The sequence below is a fragment of the Streptomyces sp. NPDC044719 genome (assembly GCF_056433405.1).
In genome coordinates this window covers 274,514-281,169 of sequence record NZ_JBWKHE010000011.1, presented here as the reverse complement: position 1 = coordinate 281,169, position 6,656 = coordinate 274,514, and the positions used below count along the sequence as shown (strand labels likewise).

Annotated in this window: 2 protein-coding genes and 1 pseudogene; 2 read left to right on the top strand and 1 reads right to left on the bottom strand. The window is 72.8% G+C overall.

The window, feature by feature from the left end; all coding sequences use genetic code 11:
• Positions 1-73 precede the first annotated feature (73 nt).
• Positions 74-292: pseudogene (locus AC07DF_RS37050) on the top strand (aldehyde dehydrogenase family protein); the annotation flags it as partial.
• Between the two features lie 10 nt (positions 293-302).
• Positions 303-1,865, top strand: coding sequence for an APC family permease (locus AC07DF_RS37045; protein WP_478981198.1), 1,563 nt, complete (start codon positions 303-305; stop codon positions 1,863-1,865).
• A gap of 101 nt (positions 1,866-1,966) precedes the next feature.
• Here AC07DF_RS37045 and AC07DF_RS37040 read toward each other — a convergent pair whose 3' ends face one another.
• Complete coding sequence (locus tag AC07DF_RS37040) at positions 1,967-6,604, bottom strand: hypothetical protein (RefSeq protein WP_478981196.1); 4,638 nt, start codon at positions 6,602-6,604, stop codon at positions 1,967-1,969.
• Positions 6,605-6,656: the final 52 nt, after the last annotated feature.

Below are 6,656 nucleotides of genomic sequence, written 5' to 3'. Positions count from 1 at the left end.
ACGGCTACGGCTACGGCTACGGCTACGGCTACGGCTACGGCTACGGCTACGGCTACGGCTACGGCTACGGCTACGGCTACGGCTACGGCTACGGCTGGGAACGGTCTGGATCAACGACGGCCACCCTCACGTTCCGCGGGTGGAATGGGGCGGTTTCAAGCAGTCCGGCTTCGAACGCGAACTCGGGCCTGCGGGGCTCGCCGGTATCGCGAGACGAAACATCTGGCGCAACACCCGTCCCACCCCTCAGGGTGGTTCGAGTGATCGAACCGCCCCGAGGAACACCCATTGAGGAACCGCCCATGAGACCGACCGCGCACTCCACAGACGCCCCCGGCCAGGACGACGCCGAACTCACCGAGTTCGGCTACAGACCCGAGCTCAAGCGCACCCTGGGCAACTTCCACACCTTCGCCGCCGGGATCAGCTACATATCGATCTTGACCGGCACCTTCCAGCTGTTCTACTTCGGCTACGGCAGCGGCGGTCCCGCCTACTGGTGGTCGTGGCCGATGGTCTTCGCCGGCCAGTTCATGGTCGCGCTCTGCTTCGCGGAGCTCGCCGCCCGCTATCCCGTCGCGGGCTCCGTCTACAACTGGTCGAAGAAGATAGGCAATCCGCATCTGGGCTGGCTCGCCGGCTGGATGATGCTGATCGCCTCGATCGTGTCCATCGCGGCCGTGGCACTGGCCTACCAGCTGACGCTGCCGCAGATCTCGTCGTTCTTCCAGTTCGTGGGGGACGGCACCGGTACGTACGACGTGGCGACCAACGCGGTCATCCTGGCCGCGGTGTTGATCCTGTTCACCACCCTGGTGAACGCCTTCGGCGTCAAGTTGATGGCGAGGATCAACACGGCGGGCGTGTTCATCGAGTTGATCGCCACTGTCGTATTGATCGTTCTGTTCGCCGTCCACATCACACGTGGACCGCAGGTCGTGATGGAGACGCACGGCACCGGCGCCGGGTACGGAAACGGGTACCTGGGTGCCTTCCTGGTGGCCTCGCTGGCCTCCGCCTACGTCATGTACGGCTTCGACACCGCGGCCTCGCTCGGCGAGGAGTCCCTGGACCCGACCCGGAACGCGCCGCGCGCTATCATCCGGGCGATCGTCGCGTCCTTCGTGCTCGGCGGTCTGATCCTGCTGCTCGCGCTGATGAGCGTGTCCAGCCTCAAGGGCGAGAAGCTCTCCACGGACGGTCTGCAGTACATCGTCCTGGACGTGCTCGGCCCGACGGCCGGCAAGGCGATGCTGTGGTGCGTGCTGATCGCGGTGACGGTGTGCGCCCTGGCGGTCCACACAGCGGCCGTCCGGCTGGCCTTCGCGATGGCCCGCGACAACAACCTGCCCGCGTCGTCGAAGCTGGCCAAGTGCCACCCGCGGTTCCAGACGCCGGTTCTGCCGACCGTGATCATCGGGATCCTGGCGCTGGCGATCCTGGTGGTCAACATCCGCCAGCCGCAGATCTTCACCGTCGTCACCAGCATCGGCATCATCATGATCTACCTCGCCTACCTGGGTGTCACGGTGCCGCTGCTCGTCGCCCGGCTGCGCGGAAAGTGGCAGCCCGCGAGCGAGGGCCGTTTCTCCCTGGGCCGCTGGGGTCTGCCGGTCAACATCCTGGCTGTGCTGTGGGGCGGGGCCATGACGCTCAACCTCATCTGGCCGCGGGCCGCGGTCTACAACGCCGCGGCTCCCTACCACTGGTACCTGCGCTGGGGCGCCGTGCTGTTCGTCGCCGTCATCGCAGGCGGCGGCTTCGCCTACTACTGGTTCGTCCAGCGGCACCGGACCGGCGTGCTCGCCGAGCACCGCTCGGACACCACGGCCTCCTCTCCCCCCTCCGCGCCGGCGGCCGACTGAAGGGGCGCTGCGCGGCTGGCGAGCCCAGGGGCCGGGCATCATCCGCCTGGTCGAGGGCGGCTGCGCGACCGTTGTGGCTGGTCGCGCAGTTCCCCGCGCTCCTAGGGCGTTGAGGAGGCCGGACGTTTGAACATCCTCGTCGCCGTGATCTCGCTGTGTGCGGCTTCCCCGGCGCCGGCCTCACGCGGCAGGCCCGGACGGAGGTGTTCCTCGACGCTGATGTACTTCAGGCCGGCCCGCAGGTCGGCATCGTTGCGCATACGGATGACGAGGGGGAACTCGGCCAGCGCGGTGGTGTCGAACAGACCCGTGGTGTACAGGAGCTGGACACCCAGCGCGTCCGAGACCGCCCGCTGCAGTTCCAGGAGGTAGGTGGCGTTGGCACGGCCGATGGGGTTGTCGAGGAACAGGGTGCCGGCGTGCCGGTGCTTGTCGCGGCCCCGGTCGTTGCTCCGTAGCGCGGCCATCGTGCAGTACAGGGCGATGGCGGCGGTGAGGAGCTGACCGCCCGAGAACACATCGCCCATCTGCCCGACGGGGACGCGCTCGGCGCGCAGCACCGCGTCGGGCTTGAGGATCTCGACGGCGACACCCTTGGGCTGCAGGGCCGCGGCGACGCCCCGCAGCAGCAGGGACATGCCGTCGCGCCGCAGGTCGGAGTTCTTCTTGACGGCCGCGCGGGTCGCCTCGTCGATGACCTCGCCCAGCCGCTCGGTGAGCGTGGCCTGGTCGGGCTCCTCGAAACGGATGCGAAGGAACTCCTGCCCCGACCATTCGCCGAGGCCCTCCGGGAGGCGGGAGAGGCGCTGGGCGGAGCGCAGGGTGGCCAGGGCCGACTCGACGAGGCCGCGCAGGCGGTCCACGATCGAGTCGCGGTTGCGCTCCAGCTGTTCCAGTTCGTCCGTCAGGACCCGGAGCCGGGGCGCGAACGCGTCCGCCCACTTCTGGGCGTGCTCGGGCAGCGCGGAGGCGGGCAGTTCCCGGATCTGCTGCCGTGCCGGGGTGCGGACCTGCTCGTAGCGCGTGGAGTTGGCGTGCCGGACGAGGATGTCGCTGGCCTCACGGACGGCGGCCTCGGCGGCGGACAGGTCGGCGGCGCAGCCGCGCAGGGAGCGGCGGGCCTCGGCTGCCGACTGCCGAGCCTCCTCCGGGGTGCCGGGGTAGGGCTCGGGCTCTTCGTGTTCCTCGTCCGTGGTGTGCTCGCGCAGCAGGTCGCGGAGCAGGGCGGCGATCTCGTCGAAGCCGCCCGCCGCGTCCTCGGCGGCGCGGTGGGCGTCGAGGAGTTCGGTGTGCGCGTCCCGTGCCTGGTCGAGCGCTGCGGTGTGGGAGGCGAGTTCGCCCGTGGCGGTGCGCAGCAGGGTCTGCGCGTGCTCGGCGTCGCGGGGCCGCGATTCCTCGGGGAGTTCGGTGTGGGCCTCGCCGTCCTGCGGAGCGTGCCGTTCGGCCTCGCCGCGTAGCCGCCCGAGCTGCTCGCTCGCGCTCGACATGCGGGTCTCCAGGAGCTGCACCAGTTCCTCGGCGCGGGCGGCGGCGGCCTGGCGGCTGGGGCCGTCGGAGCCGTCGGGGGATTCGAGGAGCTGCTCCGCGCGCGTACGGACCTTGTTGCTGAGCCGGTCCAGCTCCGCGCGGGCCGCGCTCTCGTCGCTCTCCGCGCGGGCCTGCTCGGCCCGCAGGTCGGCGCCCACGCCGACCTTCTCGTACACCTGGGAAGCGGCCCGGTAGGCCTCGCGCAGGGCGGGCAGGGACGCCTTCGGCGTCTGGGTCTCGTCCTCGGGTACGTCGTCGGGGGCGCCCGCGATCTCGGAGCGCTCGGCGCGCAGCGCGCGGGCGGTGCGGCGCGCGTCGTCGGCGGCTCGCTGGGCGCCACGCCGGTCCTCGTCGGCGGCCCGGGCGCGCTCCAGACAGGTCTGGGCGCCTGCCTCGGCCTCGGTCGCCTCGTCGGCCAGTTCCCGTAGCTTGACCTGCCAGCCGGCCCGCTCGCGCAGCCGGAAGGCGAGCCCTGCGAGGGCGTCGGCGGAGCGGCGGGCCTTCTGGGCGGCCTCCTGCCGCTCGTCCCGGACCCGGGCGGCCTCTCCCGCGGTCTCGTCGGCCTCGGCCCGGACGGTGCGCGCCTCGGCCAGCTCGGCCTCCGACTCCTCGGCGAACGCACGGGTGTCCTGTGCCGCCCGGGCCAGTTCGGCCAGCCGGCCGGCGGGGCAGCCGGTGCGCCAGGAGGCGAGCCGGGCGGCCAGCTCCCGGTCCTTGCCGAGGCGGGCGGCGAGCGCGCGGATCTCCTCGTCACGCTCGGTCGCCCGGGCGCGCAGTGTCTGGCGCTCCTCGTCGGCGGCGTGCTCGTCGTGCATGGCCGGGTTCGGCGGGACGAGGAACACGTCGCCGCTGTCGGTCTCCGGGGCGGGGGCCGGGGCGAGCAGGGCGGCCGCCGTGCCCACGGCCACGGCGGAACGCGGCAGCAGCGCGGCGTCGCCCAGCGCTTCCCGGGCGCGTGCGTGGGAGTCGGGGTCGGTGATGATCACGCCGTCGACGAGTTCGGGCCGGGCGGCCAGCACACGGGCGTGGTCGGCGGGGTCGACGGCCTGGGCGAGATAGCGCCAGCCCGGCAGCGCGGGGATGCCGTGCTCGCCGAGGTACTCGACCGTGGCCAGCACGTCCGGGCCGGGGGGCAGCAGACCGCCGTCACCGAGCGCGCCGAGGATCCGGGAGTCGTCGGCGGCGGCCGTACGCAGGTCGAACAGCTGGCGTTCGGCGGAGCCGACGGCTTCGTCGAGCAGGTCGCGCAGCTCGTCGGCGAAGCGGTCGAGCTCCTCGGGGCTGAGCCCCTGTTCGCCGGAGGCGGTCGGGAGGGCCGGTTCGCTGTCCGAGCCGTGGCGGGGGTGCGGGATGCCCGGGCGGGTCTCGGAGGTGAGGCTCAGCAGCTCCGCAAGCCGCTCCTCCCCCGCCAGCGCCTCGGCGGTGCGGCGCTCGGCCTCGTACGACCGCTCCGCCGCCGTGGCCGCGTCCGCCGCGCGGGCCGCGGTGAGTTCCGCGCGGGTCTCGGTGGCGGCTGCCTCGCGCGCGTGCTCCGCGGCCCGGTGGGATGCCTCGCGGGCCGCGTCCCAGGCCGCCACGGCGGTCTTCTCGGCGTCGCTGGCGGCGAGGGCCGCGCGGGCCGGGTCGGCGTCTGGCGCGCTGTCGTCGAGCCAGCCGGCCCGTACCGCCTCGGCGGTCTCCTGCTCGACCTCGGCGAGGCGCTGCTTGAGGTGCCCGACCTCGCTGCGGGCGCGCTGTGCCTCGGTGGCGGCGGCGGTGGAGTCGCGGTAGGCCGAGTCGCTGACCTCCTGGAGGGCGGCGGAGCGCTCCTCCTCCTCGTTGGCGAGGTTCTCGGCGTTCCCCGCGGCCGCGTGCAGGGCCCGTACGAGATCGACGGCGGCCTTTGAGCGGGCGGCCAGCGCGGGGGCGGCGTCGCGCTCCGCCTCCTGGATCGCTGCGGAGACCCGGGTGACGCGGTCGGCGGCGGCGCGGTGGCGCAGTACGGCCTCGGCGGCCTGCCACGCGGAGTGCAGCGTGCGGGCGTCGGCGAGTTCGCGCTTCTGCGCGGCGGCGGACTTCTCGGCCGCGGCGAGGGCCAGTGAGGCGTGTCGGTAGGCGAGTTCGGCGGAGATCAGCGCGCTGCGCTCGCGGGCCGCCTCGGCGTGCGTGACGGCGTACGCGGCGGCGGTGACCCGCTGCGCCAGGTCGGCGGCCCGGGTCCGCTCCTGCGCCCCTCGCGCGGACAGCCTGCGCGCCAGGTTCCGCGTACGCCGCTCGGCTCCGGCGTGGATGTCCCGCGCGCGGGTGCGGGCCTCGGCGGCCTCGACGATCCGCCCGAGCAGGTCGACCGATCCGGCGGTGAAGTCGCGTTCGGCGATGAGCTCGGCGCGCCGGCCGAGCTTGTTGCCGAAACCACCGACCAGGTCGGCGAGTCCGTCGGTGTCGCGGGTGTCGGTGACGGCACGCAGCAGCAGATCGGTGAAGTCGGCGTCCTTCTTGACCGCGAAGAGGCCGGCGGCCTCGCCTTCGTCGGCGTTCATCTCCCGCTGGTAGCGGAAGAGTTCCGGATCGAGGCCGAGATCGCCCAGGTGCTCGATCCAGCGGTCGTGGATCTCCTCCCAGTGCACCTCCAGGTGCGGATACGTCTTGCCCGCCTCCGTGAGGGCGTCACGGAAGCCCTTCATGGTGCGACGCCTGCCGCGGGCGCCGGACTGGCCCTCGACCGGGGCCCGTACGGCGGTGGACTCGGCCACGGGGAGGTTGTCGAGGCTCAGTCCGGGCCCGGGCCGGAAGGAGTACCAGGCCTCGGCGAACTTCCGCGGGTCGTTGGAGACCTGCCGCCCGCGCCACTCGCTGACCTTGCCGACGACGACGCACTCGCCGGTCAGCACGTGCTGCCATTCCAGCGCGACGTGTCCGCAGTCGTCGGCGAGCAGGAACTTGCGCAGCACACCTGAGCTGGCGCCGCCGAGCGTGTTGCGGTGGCCCGGCAGCATCACGGAGAAGATCAGCTTGAGCAGCACCGACTTGCCGCCGCCGTTCTCCAGGAAGAGCACGCCCGCGGGCGCGGGCCGGCGCGGCGGGCCGATGGGCTCCTCCTCGAAGAACTCCGCCTGCGTGGGCGCGGGGTCGGGCACGGCCTCGCCCACACCGCGCAGGTCAAGCACGGTGTCGGCGTAGCGCGCACCGGCGGGCCCGATGGAGTAGAGGCGGACCCGGGACAGCTCGTACATGGCGGACTCTCGTAAGTCTTCGGCAGATCGGGGAAGTTCGGCAGGGCGGCGG